This window comes from Parafrigoribacterium humi (assembly GCF_040227205.1).
Classification (GTDB): Bacteria; Actinomycetota; Actinomycetes; order Actinomycetales; family Microbacteriaceae; genus Parafrigoribacterium_A; species Parafrigoribacterium_A humi.
This window is the reverse complement of the sequence record NZ_JBELOA010000003.1, coordinates 122,689-148,238: the sequence shown is the minus strand read 5'-3', so window position 1 is coordinate 148,238 and position 25,550 is coordinate 122,689. Positions and strand designations below refer to the sequence as shown.

At 66.1% G+C, this 25,550-nt stretch carries 20 protein-coding genes; 15 read left to right on the top strand and 5 right to left on the bottom strand.

Annotated elements, in window-relative coordinates; all coding sequences use genetic code 11:
* Window positions 1–248 precede the first annotated feature (248 nt).
* The 9 genes from ABUA28_RS07480 (at window position 249) to ABUA28_RS07440 (ending at window position 12,450) form a co-directional block, all read left to right on the top strand.
* Window positions 249–1,553, top strand: coding sequence for an APC family permease (locus tag ABUA28_RS07480; RefSeq protein WP_349903412.1), 1,305 nt, complete (start codon window positions 249–251; stop codon window positions 1,551–1,553).
* 806 nt (window positions 1,554–2,359) lie between these two features.
* Window positions 2,360–3,907, top strand: coding sequence for a sugar ABC transporter ATP-binding protein (locus ABUA28_RS07475; protein WP_349903411.1), 1,548 nt, complete (start codon window positions 2,360–2,362; stop codon window positions 3,905–3,907).
* Entirely contained in the window at window positions 3,904–4,956 is a 1,053-nt protein-coding gene (locus ABUA28_RS07470) for an ABC transporter permease (protein ID WP_349903410.1), read from the top strand. Before ABUA28_RS07475 ends, ABUA28_RS07470 begins: the two co-directional genes overlap by 4 nt.
* Window positions 4,953–6,008 carry an ABC transporter permease gene (locus ABUA28_RS07465; protein ID WP_349903409.1) on the top strand — a complete coding sequence of 352 codons (1,056 nt, stop codon included), beginning with the start codon at window positions 4,953–4,955 and terminating at the stop codon, window positions 6,006–6,008. The genes ABUA28_RS07470 and ABUA28_RS07465 overlap by 4 nt, the downstream gene beginning before the upstream one ends.
* Window positions 6,009–6,139: 131 nt before the next feature.
* Window positions 6,140–7,201, top strand: coding sequence for a substrate-binding domain-containing protein (locus tag ABUA28_RS07460; RefSeq protein ID WP_349903408.1), 1,062 nt, complete (start codon window positions 6,140–6,142; stop codon window positions 7,199–7,201).
* A 168-nt stretch (window positions 7,202–7,369) separates the two neighbouring features.
* Window positions 7,370–9,067, top strand: a complete 1,698-nt coding sequence (gene araB / locus ABUA28_RS07455; protein WP_349903407.1) for a ribulokinase — start codon at window positions 7,370–7,372, stop codon at window positions 9,065–9,067.
* On the top strand, window positions 9,064–9,762 hold the full coding sequence (locus ABUA28_RS07450; protein ID WP_349903406.1) for an L-ribulose-5-phosphate 4-epimerase: 699 nt from the start codon (window positions 9,064–9,066) through the stop codon (window positions 9,760–9,762). Before araB ends, ABUA28_RS07450 begins: the two co-directional genes overlap by 4 nt.
* Window positions 9,762–11,282 carry an L-arabinose isomerase gene (gene araA, locus ABUA28_RS07445; protein WP_349903405.1) on the top strand — a complete coding sequence of 507 codons (1,521 nt, stop codon included), beginning with the start codon at window positions 9,762–9,764 and terminating at the stop codon, window positions 11,280–11,282. The genes ABUA28_RS07450 and araA overlap by 1 nt, the downstream gene beginning before the upstream one ends.
* 115 nt (window positions 11,283–11,397) lie before the next feature.
* Window positions 11,398–12,450 (top strand): LacI family DNA-binding transcriptional regulator, encoded by a 1,053-nt coding sequence (locus tag ABUA28_RS07440; RefSeq protein ID WP_349903404.1) that lies wholly within the window; start codon window positions 11,398–11,400, stop codon window positions 12,448–12,450.
* 72 nt (window positions 12,451–12,522) lie between these two features.
* Here the strand turns inward: ABUA28_RS07440 and ABUA28_RS07435 are convergent, their stop codons facing one another.
* The 3 genes from ABUA28_RS07435 to ABUA28_RS07425 form a co-directional block, all read right to left on the bottom strand.
* Window positions 12,523–13,413 carry a carbohydrate ABC transporter permease gene (locus ABUA28_RS07435; protein ID WP_349903403.1) on the bottom strand — a complete coding sequence of 297 codons (891 nt, stop codon included), beginning with the start codon at window positions 13,411–13,413 and terminating at the stop codon, window positions 12,523–12,525.
* The gene (locus tag ABUA28_RS07430) at window positions 13,410–14,372 is read right to left on the bottom strand and encodes a carbohydrate ABC transporter permease (RefSeq protein WP_349903402.1); all 963 of its coding nucleotides are present in this window, start codon (window positions 14,370–14,372) and stop codon (window positions 13,410–13,412) included. Before ABUA28_RS07430 ends, ABUA28_RS07435 begins: the two co-directional genes overlap by 4 nt.
* Window positions 14,373–14,451: 79 nt before the next feature.
* Window positions 14,452–15,711 carry an ABC transporter substrate-binding protein gene (locus ABUA28_RS07425; protein ID WP_349903401.1) on the bottom strand — a complete coding sequence of 420 codons (1,260 nt, stop codon included), beginning with the start codon at window positions 15,709–15,711 and terminating at the stop codon, window positions 14,452–14,454.
* A gap of 269 nt (window positions 15,712–15,980) precedes the next feature.
* On the opposite strand from ABUA28_RS07425, the gene ABUA28_RS07420 reads away from it, so the two are divergent.
* The 4 genes from ABUA28_RS07420 to ABUA28_RS07405 all read left to right on the top strand — a co-directional run bounded on the left by ABUA28_RS07420 (window position 15,981) and on the right by ABUA28_RS07405 (window position 20,166).
* Window positions 15,981–17,003 (top strand): LacI family DNA-binding transcriptional regulator, encoded by a 1,023-nt coding sequence (locus ABUA28_RS07420; RefSeq protein ID WP_349903400.1) that lies wholly within the window; start codon window positions 15,981–15,983, stop codon window positions 17,001–17,003.
* A gap of 153 nt (window positions 17,004–17,156) precedes the next feature.
* A complete protein-coding gene (locus ABUA28_RS07415; protein ID WP_349903399.1) occupies window positions 17,157–18,371 on the top strand; it encodes a Gfo/Idh/MocA family protein in 1,215 nt (404 codons plus the stop codon).
* A gap of 2 nt (window positions 18,372–18,373) precedes the next feature.
* Window positions 18,374–19,084: a ThuA domain-containing protein gene (locus ABUA28_RS07410; protein WP_349903398.1), complete on the top strand. Its 711-nt coding sequence runs from the start codon at window positions 18,374–18,376 to the stop codon at window positions 19,082–19,084.
* Window positions 19,069–20,166 carry a Gfo/Idh/MocA family protein gene (locus ABUA28_RS07405; protein ID WP_349903397.1) on the top strand — a complete coding sequence of 366 codons (1,098 nt, stop codon included), beginning with the start codon at window positions 19,069–19,071 and terminating at the stop codon, window positions 20,164–20,166. The genes ABUA28_RS07410 and ABUA28_RS07405 overlap by 16 nt, the downstream gene beginning before the upstream one ends.
* Before the next feature lie 62 nt (window positions 20,167–20,228).
* On the opposite strand, the gene xylB is transcribed toward ABUA28_RS07405, so the two are convergent.
* On the bottom strand, window positions 20,229–21,647 hold the full coding sequence (xylB, locus tag ABUA28_RS07400; protein ID WP_349903396.1) for a xylulokinase: 1,419 nt from the start codon (window positions 21,645–21,647) through the stop codon (window positions 20,229–20,231).
* Between the two features lie 133 nt (window positions 21,648–21,780).
* On the bottom strand, window positions 21,781–22,971 hold the full coding sequence (xylA, locus tag ABUA28_RS07395) for a xylose isomerase (RefSeq protein ID WP_349903395.1): 1,191 nt from the start codon (window positions 22,969–22,971) through the stop codon (window positions 21,781–21,783).
* A gap of 128 nt (window positions 22,972–23,099) precedes the next feature.
* Here xylA and ABUA28_RS07390 point away from each other — a divergent pair, with 128 nt between their 5' ends.
* Both ABUA28_RS07390 and ABUA28_RS07385 read left to right on the top strand, forming a co-directional pair.
* Complete coding sequence (locus ABUA28_RS07390) at window positions 23,100–24,275, top strand: ROK family transcriptional regulator (protein ID WP_349903394.1); 1,176 nt, start codon at window positions 23,100–23,102, stop codon at window positions 24,273–24,275.
* A 35-nt stretch (window positions 24,276–24,310) separates the two neighbouring features.
* Window positions 24,311–25,550 (top strand): glycoside hydrolase family 1 protein (locus ABUA28_RS07385; protein WP_349903393.1); only part of this gene is annotated, 1,240 nt, incomplete at its 3' end.

Below are 25,550 nucleotides of genomic sequence, written 5' to 3'. Positions count from 1 at the left end.
GTATCGAGACCGGGACGGCGTAACTCGCACCGTGGTCTCGATACGGCTGCATCTTCCTCGCGGCCTACTCGACGCGCTGTGGTACGTCGGTAACGACGGATGAAATGCGACACGCCGCGAAAATCGGCCGGATAGCGCGGCGTGTCCCCGAATCTCCGACGTTAGCGACGGGCCGGTCTCGAGCGCCGTACCGAGCCTGTCGAAGTGACCCCACGCGGGGTGACGGCGGTTGCTGGCACGATAGAGAGATGACCGAAGGCGCGCCCGAACCGCTCGCGGGTGTGACCGTCGACACGGGTGCCGTGCCCGCGCACGCCGCGGGAAGTGTCGGCCTGCTGCAGGGCTCCGCACTGTACATCGCGGCGGTCCTCGGCACCGGGATCCTCGTGCTGCCGGCGCTCGCAGCAACGAGGGCCGGACCGGCCTCCATACTTTCCGTGCTCGCCGTGCTGCTGTTGTCGATCCCGTTGGCAGGAACCTTCGCCGCACTTGCGGCACGCTATCCCGACTCGGGAGGCGTCGCGACGTTCGTACGGCTTGCGCTCGGCAAGACGGCGGCGCGGATGGCCGGATACTGGTTCTTCTTCGGCGTCTGCGTCGGTGCACCGGTCGTCGCCGTGCTCGGTGGCTCCTATGTCGTGGCGATCTTCGGTGGCCCGCGCTGGGTCGTCGTGCTCGTTTCGGCGCTGATTCTCATTCCGCCCCTGGTGTCGAACGCCTACGGGTTGCGAGTGTCCGGTTGGGTGCAGTTGCTGCTCACGGGCGGCCTGGTCGTGATCGTTGTCGGTGTCGTCGCGGTCTCGGCCCCCGCATCCGACCCGGCCAACTTCGCTCCGTTCATGCCGCATGGCTGGCCAGGTGTCGGCGCGGGAATCAGCCTGTTCGTCTGGGCATTCGCCGGATGGGAGGCCGTGACGCACATCGCGGGGGAGTTCCGCAATCCGCGTCGCACCATCCCGCTCGCCACGGCGATCGCGATCGCCGCGGTGGGGCTCGCCTACCTCGCGCTGCAGCTCGTCACGGTGGCCGTGCTCGGCGGCTCCGCGGGCGACAGTGCCGTTCCGCTCCTGGACCTGGTCGCGCGAACGGCCCCGGGGATCGGCCCGGCATTCGTCGCCGCGATCGCCGCTATCGTTGCCCTCGGCGTGCTGAACGCCTACCTCGGCGCCTTCGCCAAGCTCGGAGCGTCGCTCGGGCGGGACGGAGACCTGCCGAAGTGGATGGCGAAGGGCGCCGAGAGCGGCGGCATTCCGAGACGCAGTCTCGCGGTCGTCGGCGTGCTGGCCGCGATCTACCTGGTCGCGTTGGTCATGACCGGGCTCGATCTCGCCCCGTTCATCCTCATCCACACCGGCTGCATGGTCGCCGTCTACGCGCTCGGCATGGCAGCCGCGGTGAAGCTTCTGAAGCGGTGGTCGCTGGGCTGGTGGCTCGCGCTGACCTCCTGTGTGCTCGTCTCGGGCCTGCTCCTGCTCGCCGGAGCCAACCTGCTCATCCCCGCCATCCTCGCCGTCGCCGCTCTCGTCGTCACGATCACGAAGCGGCTGCGCTGACCTCCGCATCCGCACAATATTCGTCGAGCGTGCCCGCCTGCGCCGAGCGTGCCCGTTTACACGCGTTCAAAGAGGCACGCTCGGCGCGGACGGGCACGCTCGACGGAAGGGGCGAGGCGTGCGCAAAAAAATTCTCCACCAATTTATGGGCGTCATTCGCGTCGTCGACGGGGATCGGGCGCACCCTCGTGGGCGTTTCACGCTCCTTGACGGAGTTCCATCTGGCGCGGAGAAACCTACGCAATGTCGCACGCTAACATTCGCACAGTGCCGTGGCATCCGAGTGAGCGAGCCAGTGTAACTTTCGGAACACACGGCCTCGGTCATGGCGAGCCGTGCGTGCGACACAGCGCGTCCGCGGCCCTGTGCGCGGCGAAAATAAAGCCGAGCACGGATGTCGCGAGTCGCATGGCCGCGTTGCGAAACGTTTCGTTAAACCGGAGCTGTCCACGGGTATCAGCCCTGAAAATCAAGGGTTTCTCCCGAGTTGAAGTATCGTCGCCGGCCGCGCGTGAGCCGTTCACTCTGGGTATACAGGCGGCGGGAGCCGCTCGCCCCAGGGTCGCTCTTGTGTCTCGTCTCGAGGTGCTCGTCGGTGGGCGGCCTGCTCGCGCGGGGTGACTGAATCAGCCGAGTTGCGATTGACAAGCGAGGAGTCGTCTGTTCTACTGACACCCTGAATGTGAGCGATCACATTTCTCCGCACCCACAGCCAGAAGTGAAACGGAACCGTCAATGATGTTGGTTATTCGCCGCATTCCCGCTCGTCGCGGACGAGTGCTCGCAACCGGATGCGAGGCGCGGGCATGAGCGCACCGGCGTCGGGGGGAACCACCCTGGGCCGGGTGGCGGCTGCGGGGCTGGACTATGAGATCCGCGGAGCCTTCAAGGCCTTCTCGGGGGTTCCGGTTCTGAAAGACGTGAGCATCGACTTCCACCCGGGCGAGGTCCACACCCTGGTCGGCGAGAACGGCGCAGGCAAGTCAACGCTGTTGAAGCTCATGTCCGGCGTGTACACGGCCGACCGTGGGGAGTTCATCCTCGACGGTGTCGACCTCGGTTCCCCCAGCCCGGCAGAGGCGCAACGCAAGGGCATCTACCTCGTGCCTCAGGAACCGCGACTCATGCCTGACCTCTCCGTCGCCGAGAACCTCTTCCTGGGCGCGCTGCCCGTGGGCAGGCTCGGGTTCACCGTCGACTGGAAGACCATCAACGATTCTGCGGGCGAGTTGCTCGCCGCGGTCGGGCTCAACAGCAATCCGCGTACGCTGGCCGGGCGACTCTCGCTCGCGCATCAGCAGCTGCTCGAGTGTGCGCGCGCCCTCGCCCACGGTTGTGGCGTGATCTACTTCGACGAACCGACGTCGCCGCTGTCCGGGCACGAAGCCGAGAAGCTCTTCTCGCTCATGAACGAGCTGCGCGAGCGCGGCCTGACCCTCGGATTCATCAGCCATCGCCTCGACGAGGTGGAGGCGATCTCCGATCGGATCACCGTGCTGCGCGACGGTGAGGTCGTGGCTCGCGCAGACCGTGGCGGGATGAGTCGCGGCGAACTCATCCGCGCGATGGTGGGCCGCGAAATCAGCCTCACGCAGCGTCCCACTCGCAACCGGGTCACCGAGGCCGCAACCGTCCTGGTGGTCGACGGTGTGGAGAGCCTGCCGGAGGTCAAGCGCATCTCCCTGCGTGTGAGCTCCGGCGAGATCGTCGGTCTGGCCGGTCTCGTGGGGAGCGGCCGCACCGAACTGGCCGAAAGCGTCTTCGGACTTCGTGGCGCGACCGCCGGGCGCGTCACGATCGACGGCAGGGACATCTCCGGAGCAACGCCGAGCGAATGCATCGACGCGGGGCTCGTTTATCTCGCGGAGGATCGCGGCCGAAACGGCATCTTCTCCGAGGTCGACCTGACGCGCAACGCGACCTCGGCCATCGTTTCGCGCCTGTCACGCAGGTTAGGTCTCTTGAAGCGTCGCTCTGAGCAGTCTGACGCGCTGGCGGCAGCAGAGGAGCTCGGCGTGCGCGCGGCGAACATGGACCTGAGCATCAAGTCGCTGTCCGGCGGAAACCAGCAGAAGGTCCTCCTCGCGCGCTGGGTGCTCGCCGCCCCCCGCGCCGCGATTTTCGATGAACCCACGCGTGGCGTCGACGTGGGGGCCAAGGAGGGCATCTACGAAATCATCGAGAAGCTCGCGGCCGATGGCCTGGCATCCGTTGTCATCTCCTCCGAACTCGAGGAACTCGTGCGCCTGTGCGATCGGGTGTACGTGATCTACGAGGGCGAGGTTGCGGGAGAACTCGCTGGCGATGAGATCACCGTCGACGCACTCGGTGCCTTCGCGCTGGGAGCCGCATGATGTCCGTCGCGCCAACACTGTCTCCGCGGCTCAGCCGCTCCGGAGACGGCACGGTCCGAGCGCTATTGGCACGGCGTGATGTGCAGCTGATTCCGATCATGGTCGTCATTGCGGTGGTGAGCGGGATCGCGAACCCGGCCTTCCTGTCGTCGCGCGTGATCTCAAGCCTCCTGATCACCGCGATGGTCACGACCCTTATGGCGCTCGGCCAGACCTTCGTGATGCTCACCAAGGGCATCGATCTGTCGGTCGCACCGATCCTTGGGCTCTCGGCCGTCATCGTGGGCTTCCAGGCGCAGGACCACGGCCTGCCGCTCGGCCTGGGATTGCTGCTGGGGGCCGGGATCGGCGTCGTGCTCGGCGCGGGTAATGCGCTGCTGGTCAGCATCCTGCGCGTTCCGCCGATCATCGCGACCCTTGGAACCTTCACTGTCTACGGCGGCCTGCAGTTCCTCGTCACGAACGGAAGCCAGGTCAACACAGTCCCGAGCGAGTACACGAGGTTCGGTGTCGCGTCATTCACGGTGGTCCCCGGCGTGCCCTGGTTGCTCATCGCCGGTGTGATCGCGACGATCGTCGCCGGCTACGTGCTGCGTTACACCGTGTTCGGTCGGAGCCTCTACGCGGTCGGTGACGACGTGGAGGCCGCGTTCCGCGGTGGCATCCCGACCGCTCGCGTGACGTTCATCGCCTACGTCGTGTGCGGTTTCTTCGCTGGGCTCGCCGGCGTGATCTACCTCATGCGCACGGGGTCGGCGGATGCGTTGACGGGCACCCAGACGAACGAGAACCTGAACTCCATTGCCGCCGCGCTGATCGGCGGCGCGGCGCTCACCGGTGGACGGGGCAACGCGCTCGGAGCGCTGCTCGGCAGCATCTTCCTCTCGCTGACGCTGTCCGCGATGGGTATCGCGGCACACATTCCCGACGAATGGCAGCCCGCTGGCATCGGCGTTCTTATCCTGCTAGCCGTCGTCGCGGACCCGCGTGCGCGGCAGGGCACCCGGGTGAGATCTCGCCTGCGCAAGAAGAAGGACGGAACCCGATGAGCAGCATAAGTCCGGCTCGCCCCTGGCGCACGCCCGTCTGGGGTGGAATCCTCACCGCCGCACTGATCGCGGAGCTGGTGTGGTTCTCCGCCATCAATCGCAACTTCTTCGGTGGCGGCGCGGGGATGCTTTCGCAGATCGAATCGTTCATCCCCACCGGCATCCTCGCGATGGGAAGCGCGCTGGTGATCCTGACCGGCAATATCGACCTGTCAGTGGGCGCCATGGCCAGTCTCGCCTCGGTCGTCGTGGGGGCGGCGCTCGTCGCGCACGTGAACATCTACCTGGCGATCCTGCTCGCCATCGCGATCACGACCGTCATCGGCCTGATCAACGGGTTGATCGTGACGCTGCTCGGGATCGACTCCTTGCTAGTCACGCTTGCGACGCAATTCATCGCGAGCAGTCTTGCCGTCTCGCTGGCCGGAGACAGTCCGCCGTCGGGGTTCCCGGATGCCTTCATCACCCTGGGTGAGGGAACGCTCGGCCCGATTCCGGTCATCCTCGCGATCTTCGTGGTCGTCTCCCTCGGTGTTGCACTCCTGTTCGGACGCACGCGGTTCGGTCGCCGCGTCGCACTCGTCGGCTACAACCCATCCGCCGCGAAGTACACCGGCATCCCGGTGACGCGCACCGTCATCGGAGTGTTCACGCTGAGCGGCGTAATCGCGGGGGTCGCAGGTGTCGTGCTCGCCGCCTACTTCAATGCCGGGCGGTCGGACTCGGGACTGTCGCTCCTGTTGCCGGCGATCACCTGCGTCGTGCTCGGGGGGGGTGGACATCTTCGGCGGTCGCGGTCGGGTAGGCGAGGTGTTCGTCGCTGTGCTGCTGCTCGGGTATCTCACCCAAGGCATGCTCAACGCGGGCTTCAGCTCGCTCATCGCGAGCATGGTAACCGGCCTGCTGCTCATCGTCGCCCTCGTCATCAAGATCGCGGTCGAGCGCCCCGCGGGGGCAACATTTCTCGGTGCACTCCGTCACCGGGTCACGACACGAGTCGGAACACTCGTGCGAAAACGATAAGGAGGACCGAAGCCACACACATCAACTGAACTAACGAATTCAGAACTTAGCACGCTTGTCAACCGCGCTCGCGCGTTCCTTCAGCGATGCCATTTTCGGTTGGCAACCACTCTTTTCCAGAAATTTGTCACCACAATCATCAGAAAGATGAGGAGTCCCAATGTTGCGCTCACGTAAATTTCGTCGCGCTGGCATAGCGACGGTCGCTGTCACAGCAGCCGCACTCGTGCTTGCCGCGTGCTCTTCGGGAACTGGTAGCTCCAGCTCTTCGAACAACTCCGGTTCCACCAAGGGCAAGGAGATCACCGTCGCGATCGTCCCCAAGCTGCTCGGCCTTCCCGTGTTCGAGGCGAATGTCAAGGGTGCGAAGCAGGTCGCGTCGCAGCTCAAGGAGAAGATCAAGTACACCGCTTCGGTCAAGGCGAGCGGTGCTGACCAAGCCCAGGTCATCATGGGCCTCGTCAACAGCAACAACCCGCCGAACGTCATCGCATACTCCGCCAACGACCCGACGTCGATCGTTCCGGCCCTCACCGCCGCCAAGAAGGCGGGAATCAAGGTCATCGGCTTCGATTCCGACGTGACGCCGTCTGCGCGCCAGTACTTCATCCAGGACACCGCCTACCCGGCCATGGGTAAGGCCCTGATCGACGCAGTGGTTGCTCACGGTGGCGCGACGGGGTCGTACGCGATTCTCTCGTCGACCAAGGATGCCACGGTGCAGAACGCCTGGATCGACGCGATGAAGTCATACGCCAGCAAGAATGACCCGGGCCTCAAGCTCGTGGACATCGGCTACGGCCAGTCCAACCAGGCGACCAGCCAGACCCAGGCCGTCAACCTGATCAACTCCAACCCTGACCTCAAGGCGCTCATTCCGATTGACGGCGCCGCCGTGCCTGGCGCGCTCGCCGCGGTGAAGTCACAGGGAGTGGTCGGCAAGGTCGGCGTCTTCGGTATCGGTGACCCGAATCCGAACGCGCAGTACTTCGAGGACGGCTCGCTGACCGGCCTCTTCCTCTGGGATGAGGTCAAGCAGGGCCAGCTGATCGCCTACCTGGCGCGCGGGGTCGCAGACGGCACGATCACGGGAAGCAGCCCGACGTTCACCGCTGGTTCGCTCGGATCCTTCACTGTGACGAGTGACCCGACGCCCGGCACGATCATCTTCTCGAAGCCGCTCCAGTTCACAAAGGACAACTACAAGCAGTACGACTTCTAGGAGTCGACGCTCGGAGGGGCCGGAGTGATCTGCCCGGCCCCTCCCCTCGGCGGCTACTTCCCCGAGTCGCCGGAAGCGGTTCGCCCTTTCCGGCGCGGGTTGGATACTATCGATCCAAGTGTTGTGAGCGCTAACACCCGCAACAAACCGTAAAGATGAAGGAGTCTCGTGCCCAAGCCCGTTCTGTCCGCGCACGCCGATGAGCAGTACGTGATCGGCCTCGATTTCGGGACGCTCTCAGGCAGAGCCCTCATCGTGCGAGTCTCCGACGGCGCCGAGCTGGCCTCCGCCGCCCACGACTACCGCCACGCGGTCATGGACGCCGAGCTCGCCTCCACCGGAAAGACCCTTCCGCCAGACTGGGCGCTACAGGTGCCGTCCGACTACGTCGACGTGGTGAAGATCGCGGTACCCGAGGCAATCAGGCTGGCCGGCATCGACCCGGCCCAGGTGATCGGCATCGGAACGGACTTCACGGCGTGCACCGTGCTGCCCGTGCTGGCCGATGGCACGCCGCTCAACGAACTTCCCGAGTACGCGGATCGTCCGCACGCCTACGTGAAGCTGTGGAAGCACCACGCGGCGCAGCCGCAGGCCGACCGCATCAACGAGCTGGCCGCGGAGCGTGGCGAGTCCTGGCTCCCGCGCTACGGCGGGCTGATCTCGAGCGAGTGGGAATTCGCCAAGGGACTGCAGCTGCTCGAAGAAGACGCCGAGATCTACGAGCGCATGGACCATTGGGTCGAGGCCGCGGACTGGATCGTCTGGCAGCTCACCGGCCGCTACGTCCGCAACGCCTGCACCGCGGGATACAAGGGCATCCTGCAGGACGGCGAATATCCGTCCGAAGACTTCCTCGGGGCGCTCAACCCCGGGTTTGCACGCTTCGCTCTCGACAAGGTGGCGCACGAGATCGGGCAGCTCGGGGCATCCGCCGGTGGTCTCACCGCAGAGGCCGCCGCCTGGACCGGCCTGACGGAGGGCATCGCGGTGTCCGTGGGCAACGTCGACGCGCACGTCACGGCCCCGGCGGCCCGAGCGGTGCAGCCCGGCCAGATGGTTGCGATCATGGGCACATCGACCTGCCACGTCATGAACGGCGACCGCCTGGCCGAGGTTCCCGGGATGTGCGGCGTCGTCGACGGCGGCATCGTCGCTGGTCTCTACGGCTACGAGGCCGGACAGTCCGGCGTCGGCGACATCTTCGCCTGGTACGTGAACAACCAGGTGCCCGGTGATTATCGTGAGGCGGCGAAGGCTGCGGGGCTGAGCATCCACGAGTACCTCACCGAACTCGCGCAGGACCAGCCGGTCGGCGGCCACGGCCTCGTCGCCCTCGACTGGCAGAGCGGCAACCGCTCCGTGCTGGTGGATCACGAGTTGAGCGGCGTCGTGCTCGGCACGACCCTCACAACTCGCCCCGAGGAGATCTATCGGGCGCTGTTCGAGGCCACGGCCTTCGGCACCAGGAAGATCGTCGAGACCTTCAACGCGAGCGGCGTGCCGGTCACCGAGTTCATCGTGGCGGGCGGACTCCTCAAGAACCCCTTCCTGATGCAGGTCTACAGCGACGTGCTTCGGATGCCCATCTCGACGATCGCGAGCGACCAGGGCCCCGCGCTCGGCTCCGCGATTCACGCCGCCGTGGCCGCGGGTGCCTACCCGAACGTGCTCGCCGCGGGAGACGCGATGGGCAAGCTCGACCAGAACGTCTACACGCCGGATGCCGCCAGGGCCGATGCCTACGACCTCCTGTACGCGGAGTACTCGACCCTGCACGACTACTTCGGGCGCGGCGACAACGATGTGATGCACCGCCTGAGGGCACTGAAGCGGAGCGCACTGACCGAGGGAGGTCTGTCATGAGCACGCGGAATGCAGAGGTGGATGCGGCCATCCGCCAGGTGAGAAACGACGTGGCCGCGCTGCACGCCCAGCTCGTGCGCTACGAGCTCGTGGTCTGGACCGGGGGCAACATCTCCGGCCGTGTGCCCGGCGCCGACCTCTTCGTGATCAAGCCGAGCGGCGTCGAGTACGACGACCTCACGGCGGACAACATGATCCTCTGCGACCTCGACGGCACGGTCATTGAGGGAGATCACGCCCCGTCGAGCGACACCGCGGCCCACGCCTACGTGTATCGCGAGATGCCGCAGGTGAACGGCGTCGTGCACACCCACTCCACCTACGCCACCGCGTGGGCGGCGCGCGGCGAGGCGATCCCGTGCGTCATCACGGCGATGGCGGACGAATTCGGCGGAGACATCCCGGTCGGTCCATTCGCCATCATCGGCGACGACTCCATCGGTCGCGGAATCGTGCAGACGCTGTCTGGGCATCGCTCACGCGCCGTGCTCATGCAGAACCACGGTGTCTTCACGATCGGCAAGAGTCCACGCGACGCCGTCAAGGCCGCGGTCATGGCCGAAGACGTTGCACGCACTGTGCACATCGCTCGCCAGCTCGGCGAGGTCATCCCCATTCCACCGGACAAGATCGACTCACTGTTCGATCGCTATCAGAACGTCTACGGGCAGCCCGCGGCAGAAGGAAAGAAGTAATGAGCGCAAGCATCGTCCCCGATCTTTCGACCTACGAGGTCTGGTTTCTCACCGGCAGCCAGGGCCTCTACGGGGAGGAGACGCTGCGCCAGGTCGCGGACCAGTCGCGCGAGGTCGCGCGGGGGATCCAGGCCTCATCCCAGGTGCCGGTCACGGTCGTGTGGAAGCCGGTGCTCACCGACAGCAATGCCATCCGACGGGTGATGCTCGAGGCCAACAGCGCAGACAATGTCGTCGGCGTGATCGCCTGGATGCACACCTTCAGCCCGGCGAAGATGTGGATCGCGGGGCTGGACGCGCTGCAGAAGCCGCTGTTGCACCTGCACACCCAGGCCAACGTCGAGCTACCGTGGAGCGAGATCGACTTCGACTTCATGAACCTCAACCAGGCCGCGCACGGCGACCGCGAGTTCGGCTACATCCAGACCCGGCTGAACATCGCGCGCAAGACCGTCGTCGGCCACGTCTCCAACCCCGCGGTCACCGCGCAGATCGGCACCTGGTCTCGGGCGGCATCCGGCTGGCACGCGGTCCGTTCGCTGAGGCTCGCCCGCTTCGGCGACAACATGCGCTACGTCGCCGTCACAGAGGGCGACAAGACCGAGGCAGAGCTGCGCTTCGGCGTGAGCGTCAACACCTGGGCCGTCAACGAGCTGGCCGAGGCGGTCGACGCAGCGAGCGACGCAGACACGGATGCCCTGGTCGCCGAATACCTCGATCTCTACGATGTCGCGCCAGAGCTTCACCCCGGAGCTGCGCGCGCGGACTCCCTCCGCTACGGCGCCCGCATCGAGCTCGGCCTGCGCTCCTTCCTCGAGGCGGGCGACTTCGGCGCGTTCACCACGACCTTCGAGGACCTCGGTGCCCTGCGCCAGCTCCCCGGGCTCGCGGTGCAGCGGCTCATGGCCGACGGCTACGGTTTCGGCGCAGAGGGCGACTGGAAGACGGCCGTTCTCGTGCGCGCCGCCAAGGTGATGGGCGCGGGACTCCCCGGAGGCGCGTCCCTCATGGAGGACTACACCTACGATCTCGTTCCGGGCGACGAGAAGATCCTCGGCGCCCACATGCTCGAGGTGTGCCCATCGCTCACGACCTCGAGGCCGCGCCTCGAGGTGCACCCGCTCGGCATCGGCGGCAGAGAAGACCCCGTGCGTCTTGTCTTCGACACGGATGCCGGCCCCGCCGTCGTCGCCGCCTTGAGCGACATGCGCGATCGCTTTCGCCTCACGGCCAACGTGGTCGAGGTGGTCGACCTGCCGCAGCCGCTGCCCAAGCTCCCGGTTGCCCGTGCGCTGTGGAAGCCCGCGCCCGACTTCGCCACGAGCGCGACCGCCTGGCTCGCGGCCGGCGCCGCCCACCACACGGTAATGTCGACCGCAATCGGCATCGAGGCGTTCGAGGACTTTGCCGACATCGCTCGCACAGAGCTCCTCGTCATCGACGAGAACACAACCGTCCGCGGCTTCCAGCGCGAGGTGCGCTGGAACGCGGCGTACTACCGTTTGGCGCAAGGAATCTAGACGGCGTCGCCACCGAGATTCCGGTCGCCTGACACCCGACGGAAATGGCCCCCACACCGGGCTCGCGGAAGGATATACCCGGGGCGGCATAATTGAGAGCACAGGTCATGCGTCCGTGAGACCAGACAATGAGAAGTCGGAGAACCAGGTGACAGGCGAGCAACGGGCTCGGGCCGTGACGATCTTCGACGTCGCCAGATACGCCGGTGTCTCCCACCAGACGGTCTCACGCGTGCTCAATGACCGACCCAATGTGCGCCTGTCGACGAAGCTCCGCGTCGAGAACGCGATCGAGCAGCTCCGCTACCGGCCGTCAACCGCCGCGCGCACCCTCGTGACGCGACGTTCGCGCACGATTGGGCTCGTGACATCCGGAGCACCGGATTTCGGCCCGACCAGCACCGTCATCGGATTCAACGAGGCGGCACGGCAGGCGCGCTACGCCGTGAGCATGGCGAGCATGCTCGACGCGGATCGCGAATCGGTGCGAGCAGCCGTCGACCTGCTGCTTCGCCAGAACGTCGAGGCGATCGTCGTCATCGCCGCGCGACATACCGCCATCGAGGCGATTCGGGGCATCGAGCTCGGCGTTCCGTTGCTCGCGGTCGAGGCCGGCGACCAGGTCGGCTTCCACAGTGTGGCCATCGACCAGTACCAGGGTGCCTGCAACGCCGTCGAGCACCTGATCTCGCTCGGCCACCGCGCCATTCTTCACTTCTCCGGCCCTCAGGATTCGATGGACTCCGTGGAGCGCGTGCGCGGCTGGCGAGACACGCTGTCCCGGCACGGCCTCGTGGCGCGCGAGCCCATGGTGGGGGACTGGTCGCCCGCGAGTGGCTACCGCTACGCCCTCACCCTCACGCCACCGTTCGACTTCACCTCCATCTTCGTCAGCAACGACCAGATGGCGCTGGGTATCGTCCACGCGCTCGCGAGCCGGGGTGTCCGGGTTCCGGAGGACGTGAGCATCGTCGGCTTCGACGACATCCCCGAGGCGGAGTTCTTCTCCCCGGCGCTCACGACCATGCGGCAAGACTTCGGTGAACTCGGCCGCGAGATCATGGCCGGGCTGCTCAGAGTGCTCAAGGGCGAAGACGTGCGGGAGCACACCTCGATCCCCGAGCTGATCGTGCGCGAATCCACCGCGCCGCCGCGCGTCCAGGCTTAACGCAGTACGTGCCCGCCGGCACGTGCCCGAGTGAACGGGCGGCGCGGCGGGCACGCTGGACTTCGGTGGGGATCAGCGACCCGCGAGGGAGCCGCCGATACCTCCAACGCTGAAGTACTTGTTGAGCAGTGCGAACAGCAGCACCGGCGGGAGCATCATGATCACGGCGACAGCCATGACGAGACCCCAGTTGGTCTGGTTCTGCTGGAAGAACGTCTGCAGTCCGATCTGGAGCGTGTAGTTCTGGTCCGAGCGGAGGAACACGACGGCCACCAGGTAGTCGTTCCAGGCGAGCAGGAACGCGAAGATGGCAGTCGACAGGATGCCCGGCAGCGAGTTGCGCAGCACGACCCGAGTGAAGCTTCCGAATACGGAGCATCCGTCCATCCAGGCCGCCTCTTCGAGGGTGATCGGAATCGAGTCGAAGTAGGCCGCCATCATCCAGATCGCCACCGACATGGTCGAGCCGACGTAGATGATCGTGATGCCCGCGAGGTTGTCGACGAGACCGAGCTGCGCGAACAGGATGAACAGCGGGATGACCGCGGTCACAACCGGCAGCGACTGCACGATGAACAACACGAGCGAGTAGCTGGAGACGAGCTTGCTGCGTCCGCGGGAGAGCACATAGCCAGCGGGCGCAGCCACGATCACGGCGATGACCACGGTCACGATCGTGACGATGAGGCTGTTCGCCAGCCAGGTGCCGACCGAGGTCTTCTGGAACACCGTGCCGAAGTTCTCGAAGGTGATCCCCGTCGCCGTGCTGCCGAGCGACGGTTGCAGTGAGAGGAACACAACGGAGACGATCGGAACCAGGACGACGGCCGAGATGATGAGGATGCCGACGAAGCGCCACCACTTGCCACGTTCCTGCATCTGGGTAAGCGTGCGTCGCCTGCCCGGCTTGGCAGTGTTCTGTGAGCTACGGCCGAGTACGATCGCTGCGGTTTCTGTACTCATTCGATGTTCACCTTTCGGATCTGGCGGTACAGCAGGGTCGAGATGATGACCAGCACGATCGTCATGATGAACGCGATAGCCACACCGGGACCGGTCTGGAAGTTCTGGAAGACGGTCGAGTATGCGAGCACGACGAGCGTCTGGGTGGAGTTGACCGGGCCACCGCCGGTCAGCAGGAAGATGCTGGGGAAGTCGTTGACACAGAAGATCGTCATGAGGATCCAGCTGATGAATGTCGAGCGCGAGATCATCGGCAGCGTGATGCGGCGGAAGGTCTGCCATGCGGTGGCGCCGTCGACCTTGGAGGCCTCGTAGACGTTGATGTCGACCGACGCGAGCGCCGACGACATCATCATCATCATGAACGGGAAGCTGATCCACACCTTGAACACGCACACCGTCACCTGCGCGAGGAACGGATTCGCGAGGAACAGGACGTTCCCGAGTCCGAGCGCCTGAGCGAGGATCGGCAGCGGTGACTGTGGAGTCGCAACGAGCCAGTTCCACGACGTGGCGGAGACGACCACGGGAACGACCCAGGGAAGAAGAAGGAGCACCTTGAAGATGCCGTTGCCGGGGATGCGCGTCCTGAGGAACAGGGCGAGCGCGAGGCCGATGGCCCAGCTGCCGAAGACGCCGACTACGGTGAAGACGATGGTGAAGATCGTCGCGTGGATGAACTGCGGCGTCTGGACGATCGAGATGTAGTTGGTGAAGCCGACGAAGTCGCCGGCGCTGAGCAGGTCGCCATTGCGCAGGGACTGCGCACCCGCGTAGATCACGGGGTAGACGTTGAGAAGTACCAGGAGGATGAGTGATGGCAGCACGAACAGGGTGAAGGTGCGCGAGTGCGAGAATGCGCGCTTTCGCTCGCGGTTGCTGGGTGAACGGCCGGAGCCACCAACTCCCACGCCAGTCTGGGCTCTTTTGAGCGCTCCGATCACGGACTCGGTCGTCATGTACGTTTCTCCTTTGAAGGTCTTCTCATTGGTCAAACGGATGGGCCCAGCTCACGCTGGGCCCATCCTAGTTCGCTTGTTACTTCATGAGACCTTCGATAGAAGTCTGCAGGGTGGTGAGAGCATCCTTCGACTTGACGTTGCCGCCGAGGATCGCCTGCGTGAAGGTGAGCATCGGAGCAGTTCCGTCAACAGTGTTGGCGATGTTGTAGAACAGTCCGGCACTGCCCGGAGCAGCCCAGGTCTTGTAGATGGGCTGCCACTCGTCGAGGATCTTGACGTTGTTCGGGTCCGACTTGAACTCGGCGGTGTCCGCGATGGACTTGAGCGGCGGGAGGCCGATACCCGTCTTCTTCGTCCACAGCTCCTTCATGTTCTGGTAGTAGTACGTGAGGAACGCCTCAGAACCCTTCTGGCTCGGGGTGTTCTTGTACATCATGATGTTGTTCGGGAAGTACAGGCCACCCTTCTTGCCGCTCGGGCTGGTCAGCGGGTCGCCGACAACCAGGTCGCCTGCAACGTCTCCAACGGCACCCGCCGCGAGGCCGGCACCATCCCAGCCGAAGCCGAACTTCTTCGCCTTCCACTGCGACTGCACGTTTGCGCTCGTGTAGGTCGCAGCAGCCGGGTCGCTGTAGCCGTTCTTGACGAGCTCGAGGATGAAGTCCATCGCCTCGATGTTCTCGGGGGTGACGCACTCCGGCTTCTTGTCGGCGTTGAACAGGCCGCCACCGTTGTTGATCATGAAGGCGGTGAGGATGTGGCTACCGGTGAAGCTACCCGCACCGGAACCGAGACCGAAGCCGTAGACACCGATCTTCTTGAGCGCGGCACACACGGCGAGGTACTCGTCCCAGGTCTTGGGCGACTCGACACCGGCCTCAGCCATGAGGGACTTGTTGTACCACGAGCAGCGAACGTCGAGGTTGTACGGAACTGCCGCGTAACCGTCGTCGGTCTTCATGGTGTCGATGAGGCCCGGAAGGAAGTCATCGTAGATGCCATTGCTCTTCCAGCTGTCGAGCAGGTTGTCCGCGTATGCGATCTTGCCCTGGTGTGCGAACTGGAACGCCTGTGTTCCACCGCCCGAACTGACCGCGGGGCCCGTGTTGGACGCGACGGCCGAGGAGAAGGTCTGGGTGAAGTTCGCCCACTGGATCTCCTGGTAGGTGGCCTTCGGCAACCCGTTCTTCGGCTTGTATGCGAGGGTGATCTTCTTGTCAGTGGGGTTGAACTCTGTGCCACCCCAAGGCATGTTCCAGAACTTGATCGGCTTGCTGGAACCGCCTCCGCCGCTGCCTCCTGTCGAGCATGCTGCGAGAGCTGCAGTCGCAGCCACGCTTCCCGCGATTCCTAAGAATCCGCGCCTAGAGAAGGAAGATCCTGTGGATTGTGATGCCATGACAGTTCCTTTCCAGCCGTCGCTTCGTTGGGTGCGGCGGCCATGATTCGTCGTTGGATGCATGTGTCGCTCTATTGGTGAAAAGGTTTCGTGCTGCGACGGCATTAGTATTCATGGCTTCTGGAATGTTGTCAACACGAAAATCCGTTTAGTTATCTGAAAGAGACCGCTCCCACGCAAACGCACTTGCCCGCTAACATGAGCGGATGAGCAAGCAAAAGGTTTCGTCGCTGAGGCCCACTCTTGCCGAGATCGCGCGCGACGCCTCGGTGTCGATGTCGACCGTGTCAAAAGTGCTCAATGGCAGGGCTGGAGTCTCAGATCCGGTGCGTGAACGCATCGAGAGCCTGCTGCACTCCGCGGGTTACAGCAGGCGTGGTACCGCCCACTCCCAGGGCAGGATGCTCGAGCTCGTCTTCGAGAACGTCGACAGCGAATGGTCGCTCGAAATCATCCGCGGGGTCGAGCGCGTCGCGAGAGAGAACGGCCTCAGCGTGATCCTCACCGAAAGCGGCGATCACTACGCACCTGCTCCGGACTGGATCGACGGCATCCTGCGTCGCCGCCCGATCGGCGTGATCCTGTTGTTCTCGAAGCTCTCGGTCGATCACAAGCGGCAGTTGCGCACGAGGAACATCCCGTTCGTCGTGCTCGATCCTGCAGGGGATCCGGACCCGGACGTCGCGTCGGTCGGCTCCGGGAACTGGTCGGGCGGGCTCGCTGCAACGCGCCACCTGATCGAGCTCGGACACCGCAGGATCGCAATGATCAACGGGCCGGAGGCGATGCTGTGCTCCAGAGCGCGGCTGTCGGGGTATCGCTCTGCGCTCGATGAGGCCGGCATCTCGTTCGACCCCACTCTCGTCGGGGCCGGGATGTTCCACTACGAAGACGGCGTGAACACCGGCAAGAAACTCCTGAGCATGGACAACCCGCCGACCGCGATCTTTGCGGGCAACGACCTCCAGGCCTTCGGCGTGTACGAGGCCGCTCGGCTGCTCGGGCTCTCTGTTCCCGACGATGTCTCCGTCGTCGGGTACGACGACGTTCCGAGCGCGAGCTGGATGGGGCCGAAGCTCACGACCGTGCGCCAGCCGCTCATCGAGATGGCCGAGCAGGCGACTCGGCTCGTGCTCGCGCTCAAGGAAGATCCGCTCCGATCGGTGGTGAGGGTCGACCTCGCGACGAGCCTCGTGGTGCGATCGAGCACGGCGCCGCCGCGGGGGTGATTCGGGGGCCTCCGGGCCGGATTGCGATACTTCTTCACGACATGTTTCTCCAATCTGAGAGAAAACTTGCGTAAACATTCCCCTGCGTATAGCGTGACGAGCGCACAACCGGTCGGTGACCTGCCCCGATCGAGGATGAAGGAGTCTGCACCGATGAGCAAAACACCTCTCGGAATCGCACTGTTCGGACACGGCTTCATGGGAGCGGCCCACTCACAGGCCTGGCGGGTCGCACCGCGCTTCTTCGACCTGCCACTCGAACCTCGGATGTCGGTGATCGTCGGCCGTGATCTTGCGCGCACAGAGGAGGCGGCGCAGAAGTTCGGCTGGGCCGAAGCCGCGACGGACTGGCGGCGTGTGATCGAGCGCGACGACATCGGGCTGGTCGATATCTGTACCCCGGGATCCAGTCACGTCGACATCGCGATCGCCGCCCTCGAGGCAGGCAAGCACGTTCTGTGCGAAAAGCCCCTCGCGAACACGGTTGCCGAGGCTGAGCGGATGGCCGAGGCCGCCGAGCAGGCCGCCTCGCGCGGTGTCTTCGCCATGGTCGGGTTCAGCTACCGCCGTGTTCCCGCGATCCTCCTCGCCCGCCAGCTGGTTGCCGACGGTCGCATTGGCGAACTGCGGCAGGTGCGCGCGCTGTACCTGCAGGACTGGCTCGTCGACGCGGAAGGGCCGATGACCTGGCGCCTCGACAAGGACCTGGCGGGCTCCGGCGCCCTCGGCGACATCGGCGCCCACGCGATCGACGCCGTGCAGTTCGTGACCGGCCGCACCGTCACCAGGGTGAGTGGCACCCTCGAGACGCTCGTGCACGAGCGGCCGCTCCTCGGCGAATCCGTGGGACTCAGCGGAACCGCATCGAGCGAACGCGGCCAGGTGACCGTCGACGACGTGGCCCTGTTCAGCGGGCGACTCGACAACGGCGTGCTCGCCTCCTTCGAGGCCACGAGGTTCGCCACCGGGCGCAAGAACGCGTTCCGCCTCGAGTTCAGCGGCTCCGACGGCGCGATCGCCTTCGACTTCGAGCGGATGAACGAGCTCGAGTTCTACGACCGCACGAACCCGGCCGGCGAGCAGGGCTTCCGTCGCATCCTGGTGACCGAGCCCGAGCATCCGTATATGGCGTCGTGGTGGCCGACGGGGCACGGCATCGGCTACGAGCATCCGTTCTCCCACCAGGTGCGCGACTTCGTGGTCGACATCGTCGCGGGCACGCAGCCGCGCCCGTCCTTCGCCGAAGGGCTGCAGGTGCAGCGGGTGCTCGACGCGATCGAGACCAGTTCGGCATCCAGCAGCAGCTGGGTTGCGGTGGGAGCAGACAACACGGGCGCCGCGCAGGCGGACGCCGCGAAAGGACAATAACGATGACCGAACAGCCGACACGCGAGCGCCAGGCGCTCATCGTGCGAGGGGGATGGGACGGTCACCAGCCCGTCGAGACCACCAACTCGATGATCCCGTTCCTCGAGCGCAACGGATTCACCGTGCGCGTCGAGGAGGGGCCGGCAATCTACACGGATGCCGACTTCATGAAGACCGTCGACCTGGTGCTGCAGATCAACACCATGGCGACCATCACGAAGGAAGAGTTTGCGGGCCTCCAGGGCGCGGTGCTGAGCGGCACGGGCATGGGCGGCTGGCATGGCGGCATCGCGGACTCGTACCGCAACAACGCCGACTACCTGCACATGATCGGCGGACAGTTCGCCCACCACGCGGGCAAGGACCCTGCCGAGCGCACCGGCGAGCAGTCGGACAACTACATCCCGTATACGGTGCACATGACCGAGCTGGGCAAGACGCATCCGATCACCCAGGGCATCGCGGACTTCGATCTCGTCACGGAGCAGTACTGGGTGCTGAGCGACGAATACAACGACGTACTCGCGACCACGACGCAGTCCGTTCGCCCGTGGGACGCGTGGAACCGGCCCGTCACGGCTCCGGCGATCTGGACCCGTCAGTGGGGCAAGGGCCGCATCTTCGTGTCTGCGCCCGGCCACCGGCTCGAGGTCCTCGACAACCCGAACGTGCGCACGATCGTGGAGAGGGGACTCCTGTGGGCAGCCCGCTGAACATCGGAATCATCGGCGTCGGCAACATCAGCACGCAGTACTTCGCGGAGTTCCCCAAGCTGCCCGGCCTGAAGCTCATCGCTGTTGCGGACATGAACGAGGCGCGCGCGGCCGAGGTAGCGGCGGAGCACGGGGTGGAGTCGCTGAGCGTCGACGCCTTGCTCGCGGATGACCGCATCGACGCCGTGCTCAACCTCACGATCCCCGCGGCCCACGTCGACATCGCAACCCGTGCCCTCAGGGCGGGCAAGCACGTCTACGGCGAGAAGCCGCTCGCGCTCGACCCGGTGGAGGCCGCGCCGATGCTCGAGCTCGCGCGCGAGCGCGGGCTGCGCGTCGGGAGTGCTCCTGACACGGTGCTCGGCACCGGCGTGCAGACCGCACGGCACCTGCTCGACACCGGCGCGATCGGTGACGCGGTTGCCGCGGCGGTGCACTGGAGCGCCCCCGGTCACGAGGCCTGGCATCCCGCACCGCAGTTCTACTACCAGCCGGGCGGTGGCCCGTTGTTCGACATGGGGCCGTACTACCTCACCTCGCTCGTGACCCTGTTCGGACCCGTGCTGCGGGTCTCCGGCGTCGCGACGCGGTCGGCGAGGCAGCGCACTGTCGCGACGGGCGACCAGGCCGGCGCGGCCATCCCGGTGAACATCGACACGCACGTGAGCGCGATCCTGGAGCACGCCAACGGTGTGACCTCTACGGTCACCGTGAGCTTCGAGGTGTGGGCATCGCGCACGCCGCTGTTCGAGGTCTACGGCACCGCGGGCACGATCTCCGTTGCTGACCCGAACCGGTTCTCCGATCCGACAGAGGTCTGGACGGCCGAGACGAAGGAGTGGGCCGAGGCGCCCGTCTCCGCCGGATACGTGGATGCCGGCCGCGGCTTCGGACTGGCCGACATGGCGCACGCGATCGAGACGGATCGCCCGCACCGGGCATCCGGAGACCTCGCCTTCCACGTGCTCGAGATCATGGATGCCGTGGTGCGTGCAGCGCACGACCACACGGTCATCGAGCTGACCAGCACGGTCGACCGGCCGGAGCCGGTGGCCGCAGGGTCGACTCCCGACAGCTGGTAGACGCGCTTGACGGCAGCGGCCCCGCTCGACCAGGTCGAGCGGGGCCGCTTAGGTCTGTCGGCTCAGCGCCGCGCGGCATACTGCTCGCGGATGATCGGTCGCGTGTCGTGCAGCGGGCGAGCCGTCATCTCGACGGTCCAGTCCGGGCGAGCGTTCTTGAGCGCCCATGCCGCCTGCACGGTCGCGCCGAGCGCGACGTACTCGGCGGGGGAGGGGACCTCCACCGGGATGTCGAACACCTGGCCGGCGATCGTGGCGACCGCCTCGTTCTGGGCCGCGCCTCCGATGAGCAGGATGCGGCGTGCGTCGACGCCCTGGGCCCGGATGGCGTCCAGGCCGTCGGCGAGGCCGCACAGCATCCCCTCGATCGCGGCGCGCGCGAGGTTCTGCCTGCTCGTGGAGGCGAGTGTCATGCCGAACAGGCTCGCGGTGGCGTCGGGCAGGTTCGGGGTTCGCTCTCCCTCGAAGTAGGGCTGCAGCACGAGGCCGCCCGCGCCGGGCTTCGCCTCGAGGGCGAGGCGTCCGAGTTCGGTGTGGTCCACCCCGAGAAGACCCGCGACGGAGTCGAGCACGCGTGCGGCATTCATCGTGGCGACGAGCGGGAGGAAGGCGCCGGTGGCGTCGGCGAACCCGGCAACCGTGCCCGTGGCATCTGCGGTCGGTGTGTCTGTGACGGCGAAGACCGTGCCGCTCGTGCCGATCGACACCACGACGTCTCCCGGGCCCGCACCGAGGCCGAGTGCCGCCGCGGCGTTGTCTCCGGCGCCGACGCCGATGACGCGCGCGGTCTGGATGCTCTGCTCAGGGAACTTGGCGCTCTCGCCGCCCCAGGCCCCCGGCTTCATGACGCGAGGGAGCATGGCCGGATGTCCGAGAGCGAGCTCGAACAGCTCACGGTCGTAGCGCCCCGTCGTCGGGCTCCAGTAGCCGGTGCCGCTCGCGTCGGAGCGGTCGGTCACGAGCTCCTCCAGGCGCGGACCGCTGGGGCTCTCGCCCTCCGGTCCGAAGCCGCGCAGGCGCCAGGTCAGCCAGTCGTGGGGGAGGGCGACCGCCTCGACCCTCGCTGCATTCTCCGGCTCGTTGTCGCGGAGCCAGCGCACCTTGGTTGCGGTGAAGCTCGCGACGGGCACGAGGCCCGTGCGCCTGGCATAGTCCTCGGCACCGACCTCGGCGATCAGGTCTGTGGCGGCCCGCGCCGAGCGGGTGTCGTTCCAGAGCAGGGCCGGGCGGATGACGCGGCCATCGGCATCCAGCACGACCATGCCGTGCTGCTGGGCCGCGACCGAGAATGCCGAGACCCCCTTGAAACCGCCGGCGTCGTCGATGGCCGCGAGCAGCGCATCCCACCAGGCGTTCGGATCGACCTCGGTGCCGGCGGGGTGGGATGCCCGCCCGGTGCGAACGATCTCTCCGCTCGCGAGGTCGCGGATGACGACCTTGCAGCTCTGGGTGGACGAGTCGATTCCTGCAACCAGCGTCATGCTGCTCCTCTTAGTCAGTGCACACCCGTGCACTCTCATTATTCAGGTGTGTATGCGCCAGTGAGGTCTGGCGATCGGCTGCTTGTTCGTGGAACGAAGAGCCGGTCGCCAGACCTCACCAGAGTGTGCGTGGTTAGCGGGCGCCCATCAGGTGCTCGAGAGCGAGCTGGTTGAGACGCACGAAGCCGAAGCCCTTCGCACCGAAGTACGAGTCGGCGTCGAAGTCCTCGAACGCGCTGCGGTCGGCCAGGAGCTCCTTGTAGCCCTCACCAGTGCCGAGCGTCGGCACCTGGATCTCGGGCACGCGCGAGGCGGCGAGAGCCTCCTGCACCTCGGGGTCCGCGCGGAACGCCTTGGCGCGCTCCTTGAGCAGCAGGTAGTTCTGGATGTTGGCGCGAGCCGAGTCCCAGACGCCGGTGATGTCTTCGGTGCGGCTGGGCTTGTAGTCGAAGTGGCGGGGACCTGTGTAGGCCTGGCCGCCGTCCGGTCCGCCGTTCTCGAGCAGGTCGACGAGGGCGAAGGCGTTGGCCAGGTCACCGTGGGCGAACACGAGGTCCTGGTCGTACTTGATGCCGCGCTGGCCGTTGAGGTCGATGTGGAACAGCTTGCCCTGGTAGAGCGCCTGGGCGATTCCGGCCGCGAAGTTGAGTCCGGCCATCTGCTCGTGGCCGACCTCGGGGTTGACGCCGAACAGCTCTGGGCGCTCGAGGGTCTCGATGAAGGCGAGAGCGTGACCGACGGTGGGCAGCATGATGTCGCCGCGCGGCTCGTTCGGCTTCGGCTCGATGGCGAAGCGGATGTCGTAGCCCTTGTCGGTGACGTACTGGGCGAACAGGTTAACGCCCTCGCGGTAGCGCTCGAGGGCACCCTGCAGGTCCTTGGCCGAGTCGTACTCGGCGCCCTCGCGGCCTCCCCACATGACGAAGGTCTTGGCGCCGAGCTCTGCGCCGAGGTCGAGCTGGCGGAGTGCCTTGCGCATCGCGAAGCGGCGAACCGCGCGGTCGTTGGAGGTGAAGCCGCCGTCCTTGAAGACGGGCGCGCTGAACAGGTTGGTGGTGACCATCGGGATGATGAGGCCGGTGTCGGCCAGGGCCTGCTTGAGGCGGTCGATCTGCTTCTGGCGCTCGGCATCCGTCGAGCCGAAGGGGAAGAGGTCGTCGTCGTGGAAGGTGAGGCCGTATGCGCCGATCTCGGCGAGTCTCTCCACAGCCTCGACAACGTCGAGGTGCGGGCGGGTCGGGCCACCGAATGGGTCGGTGCCGTTGTATCCGATGGTCCACAGACCAAAGGAGAATTTGTCGTCGCGAGTCGGCTGCAGTGCCATGGTGTTCCTCATTCTTTTCGCTGCCAGTGATAGTTTGTTGGCTTGCAAAACATATTATCGCTTTGCGGTGTGAACGCAATGGTAATTTTCGGCTCGGATAAGGTGATGTCGGCACGATGAGGAGACAGGTGAACGGCGACAACCTCGACCGGGTACGGCAGCGCAATCTCTCCACCGTGCTCCGACTCGTGCACGAGAACGGATCACCGTCGCGCGCATGGCTCACCCGCAACACGGGGCTCAATCGGTCCACCGTCGCTGCACTCGTCGCCGAGCTCGTCGAGCGCGATCTCGTGATCGAAAGCGAGCCGGACCAGACCAGGCGGGTCGGCCGCCCGAGCCTCATCATCCGCCCGAGCGAACGCAGCGTGGCCATCGCCGTGCACCCTGAGCTGGATGCCGTCGAGGTCGGGGTCGTCGCGCTCGGCGGCACGGTGCTGCAGCGACGCAGGCTCGAGACCACGCACATCCCGAGCGTGTCGGAGGTTGTCGATCTCGTCGCCGCCGCGGTCAAAGACATCAGTGCCGAACTCGGGAAGGCCCACCGCATCGTGGGCATCGGACTCGCGGTTCCCGGCCTCGTGCGCAAGAGCGACGGCGTCGTGAGCGTCGCCCCTCATCTCGGCTGGACCAACGAGCCGCTCGCCGGTCTCCTCGCCGAGGCGACGGGGTTCTCGGTGGACTCGGCGAACGACGCCAACGCAGGCGCAATCGCGGAGCGCGTCTTCGGCGCGGGCCGCGGAGTCGAGGAGTTGATCTACCTCAACGGCGGCGCGAGCGGCATCGGCGGTGGCGTGATCTCCTCGGGGGAGATGCTGCGCGGAGCATCGGGTTTCGCCGGTGAGATCGGCCACACCATGGTCAACAGCGCGGGCGTGCGGTGCCACTGTGGATCGAGCGGATGCCTCGAGACAGAGGTCTCGCGCGCTCCACTCCTCGACGCGCTCGGCCTTGCCGCGAGCGAGGCAGAGCGTCTCGACGAGGCGCTGGTCGCCGCCTTCGCGTCGGGCGCATCCCCGTCGCCCACGCTCGTCGAGCTCGTGCACAGGCAGCTCGGCTTCCTCGGTCGAGCTCTCGGCAACACGGCGAACATCTTCAACCCGCAGCTCATCGTGCTCGGCGGATTCCTCGGCTCGCTGTATTCCGTGGCGCCGGAGGTACTCGACGCGGCGATGCGGGCAAGCGCGATGGCGGCCGTCAGCGAGTCGATCCAGATCAGGAGGGCGGAGCTCGGCAGCAGCATCCTCATGATCGGTGCCGCCGAACTTGCCTTTGCGGGAATATTAACCAACCCGGCCGCTTAATATTGTTGAACAAGTCGAAAGTGCAGGAGAACCACGTGACAGCAGGCAACGAGGACTATCGCGACTCGGGGCTGGTGTTTCCGAGCGACTTCATCTTCGGCTCGGCGACGGCCGCCTATCAGGTCGAGGGCGCGTGGGACGAGGATGGCCGCGGTCCGTCGATCTGGGACACCTTCGCACATACGCCCGGGCGCATAACCGACGGTACCTCCGGTGACGTTGCCGACGATCACTACCACCGTCTCGAGGAAGACCTCGACCTTATGAAGAGCCTGGGCCTCGAGGCCTACCGCTTCTCCATCTCGTGGTCGCGCATCATCCCCACCGGCTCTGGCGCGGTGAACCAGGCCGGTATCGACTTCTACTCGCGGCTCGTCGACGGACTGATCGCCCGCGGCATCCGGCCCATCGCGACCCTGTACCACTGGGACCTGCCGCAGCCGCTCGAAGACGCCGGCGGCTGGCCGAACCGCGAGACCGCGTATCGCTTCGCCGAGTACGCGGCGGTGATCGGCAAGGCCCTCGGCGATCGCGTGCACACCTGGACCACGCTCAACGAGCCGTGGTGCTCCGCCTATCTCGGCTACGGCTCCGGCTCGCACGCGCCCGGTCGCACGAACGCAGCGGATGCGCTGACCGCGGTGCATCACCTCAACCTCGCCCACGGGCTCGCGGTCACCGAGCTGCGCAAGGTCGTCACCAACGACCCGGAGTTCTCGATCACGCTCAACCTGCACGTGCTGCGGGGCGACGGCGACACCGGTCCCGAGGCGGTGCGCCGGATCGACGCGATCGCCAACCGCGCGTTCACCGGGCCGCTGCTGCGCGGCGCATACCCGCAGGACCTGTTCGACGACACCGCGGGCATCACGGACTGGTCGTTCATACGCGAGGGCGACCTCGAGATCATCCACCAGCCCATCGACTTCCTCGGGGTCAACTACTACTCCACGACCACGGTGCGCATCTGGGATGGCGTGAGCGACCGTTCGGCCGGGGACGGACACAAGCCGGCCGCCGGCTCCTCGTGGCCGGGCGCAGACAGAGTCGAGTTCGTGCAGCAGGCCGGTCCGTACACGGCCATGGGATGGAACATCGCCCCCAGTGGATTCGAGACGCTGCTGACCGAGCTGCACGATCAGTTCCCCGACCTCCCGCTCATGGTCACCGAGAACGGTGCGGCCTTCGATGACGTCGTCGTGGGCGGCGCCGGCCACCCCGGCGACCGCCCCGCCCAACACCCACGCCCCACCACCCCGGGACCACCCGCGCAGC

What these genes read in the sequence shown, in the direction of transcription:
- ABUA28_RS07480 (WP_349903412.1), top strand. Translation starts at nt 249, where the DNA reads ATGACCGAAGGCGCGCCCGAACCGCTCGCGGGTGTGACCGTCGACACG.
- ABUA28_RS07475 (WP_349903411.1), top strand. Translation starts at nt 2,360, where the DNA reads ATGAGCGCACCGGCGTCGGGGGGAACCACCCTGGGCCGGGTGGCGGCT.
- ABUA28_RS07470 (WP_349903410.1), top strand. Translation starts at nt 3,904, where the DNA reads ATGATGTCCGTCGCGCCAACACTGTCTCCGCGGCTCAGCCGCTCCGGA.
- ABUA28_RS07465 (WP_349903409.1), top strand. Translation starts at nt 4,953, where the DNA reads ATGAGCAGCATAAGTCCGGCTCGCCCCTGGCGCACGCCCGTCTGGGGT.
- ABUA28_RS07460 (WP_349903408.1), top strand. Translation starts at nt 6,140, where the DNA reads ATGTTGCGCTCACGTAAATTTCGTCGCGCTGGCATAGCGACGGTCGCT.
- ABUA28_RS07450 (WP_349903406.1), top strand. Translation starts at nt 9,064, where the DNA reads ATGAGCACGCGGAATGCAGAGGTGGATGCGGCCATCCGCCAGGTGAGA.
- araA (WP_349903405.1), top strand. Translation starts at nt 9,762, where the DNA reads ATGAGCGCAAGCATCGTCCCCGATCTTTCGACCTACGAGGTCTGGTTT.
- ABUA28_RS07435 (WP_349903403.1), bottom strand. Translation starts at nt 13,413, where the DNA reads ATGAGTACAGAAACCGCAGCGATCGTACTCGGCCGTAGCTCACAGAAC.
- ABUA28_RS07430 (WP_349903402.1), bottom strand. Translation starts at nt 14,372, where the DNA reads ATGACGACCGAGTCCGTGATCGGAGCGCTCAAAAGAGCCCAGACTGGC.
- ABUA28_RS07420 (WP_349903400.1), top strand. Translation starts at nt 15,981, where the DNA reads ATGAGCAAGCAAAAGGTTTCGTCGCTGAGGCCCACTCTTGCCGAGATC.
- ABUA28_RS07415 (WP_349903399.1), top strand. Translation starts at nt 17,157, where the DNA reads ATGAGCAAAACACCTCTCGGAATCGCACTGTTCGGACACGGCTTCATG.
- ABUA28_RS07410 (WP_349903398.1), top strand. Translation starts at nt 18,374, where the DNA reads ATGACCGAACAGCCGACACGCGAGCGCCAGGCGCTCATCGTGCGAGGG.
- xylB (WP_349903396.1), bottom strand. Translation starts at nt 21,647, where the DNA reads ATGACGCTGGTTGCAGGAATCGACTCGTCCACCCAGAGCTGCAAGGTC.
- xylA (WP_349903395.1), bottom strand. Translation starts at nt 22,971, where the DNA reads ATGGCACTGCAGCCGACTCGCGACGACAAATTCTCCTTTGGTCTGTGG.